This is a genomic window from Arthrobacter sp. Y3223164 (assembly GCF_059091005.1).
Genome location: NZ_JBNHGF010000644.1, coordinates 1 through 1034 on the forward strand (window position 1 = coordinate 1; position 1034 = coordinate 1034).

The 1034-nt window shown below is 67.8% G+C and carries 2 protein-coding genes; both read right to left on the minus strand.

Translation table 11 applies throughout. The annotated features are described in order from the left end of the window. Positions 1-74: 74 nt before the first annotated feature. Positions 75-707, minus strand: a complete 633-nt coding sequence (locus AC5RUJ_RS17090; protein ID WP_494000878.1) for a trimeric intracellular cation channel family protein — start codon at positions 705-707, stop codon at positions 75-77. A 109-nt stretch (positions 708-816) separates the two neighbouring features. Next, the coding region (locus AC5RUJ_RS17095) for a helix-turn-helix domain-containing protein (protein WP_494156345.1) at positions 817-1034 on the minus strand (218 nt) is incomplete at its 5' end.

The window sequence follows — 1034 nt, forward strand, 5'->3', positions numbered from 1 at the left end:
GTCCCGCCGCGGCTTCCGCCCAGCCGCGGCTTCCGCCCAGCCGCGGCTTCCGCCCAGCCGCGGGTGTTCCCTGATCAGCCGTCGTCCTGCGGCAGGCGCGATACCGGGGCCGCGTGCGGAATGTGCCAGCCATAGTGCAGGGAGACCACACGGAGCCCGAACACCACCGCGGCCACGCCCACGGCGGCCAGCGTTCCGTAGACCCCGGCAAACCACAGCACCACCACCAAGGCCGAACCCAACATGGCGGGCACGGCATACAGATCGTCCGGGCTGAACAGTTGGGGCACCCGGTTGGCCACGACGTCACGCAGTATGCCGCCGCCCACGGCAGTGGTCAGGCCCAGCAGCGCCGAGGCGACAGGGTTCATGCCCAGGCTCAGGGCCTTGACCGTCCCGGTGATGCAGAACAGTGCCAGCCCGCCGGCGTCGAAGATCAGCAATGGACGCTGCATGCGTTCCACGCTGCGGAACAGGAAGAAGACCACCAGCGCTGCCACCACCGGCGGGACGAAGTACAGCGGATTGTTAAAGGCACTGGGGACGGTATCCAGAATTACGTCCCTGATGATGCCGCCGCCCAGACCGGCCAGGGAGCCAAGGAACACGGAACCGATGATGTCGAATTTCCGGCGGGCCGCCAACAGGCAACCGGACATGGCAAAAAAGAAGGTGCCGAAAAGATCCAGTACCAAGCCAACGGTCATGCCTGCCATCCAATCATTGCCCGCCCCTGTTCCTGCCTTTGCCCGCCGTTGCGCGGCCACAAAAACCAGTCCGGTGGTGCCCCGGACCGGCCGACGGCCCCGCCCTGAGTCACCCGGCCCGGCCGTAACGGTGCTCTGGGCGCCCGGTGCTGCCATAGCGCAAATGGATTTCGACGGCGCCGTCGTCCGCCAAAGCAGACAGGTACCGCTGGGCAGTGGCCCGGGAGATGCCAACCGTCTGCGCTACTTCCGCCGCGGACCGCTGCAGCCCGGGTGCCAACGACTCCAGTACGGCGGCCTCCGTGGCCGACCGGGTCCGGGCCGCCA

Excerpts from the sequence above, each read along its gene's own strand:
- AC5RUJ_RS17090 (WP_494000878.1), bottom strand. The coding sequence starts at position 707 with ATGACCGTTGGCTTGGTACTGGATCTTTTCGGCACCTTCTTTTTTGCC.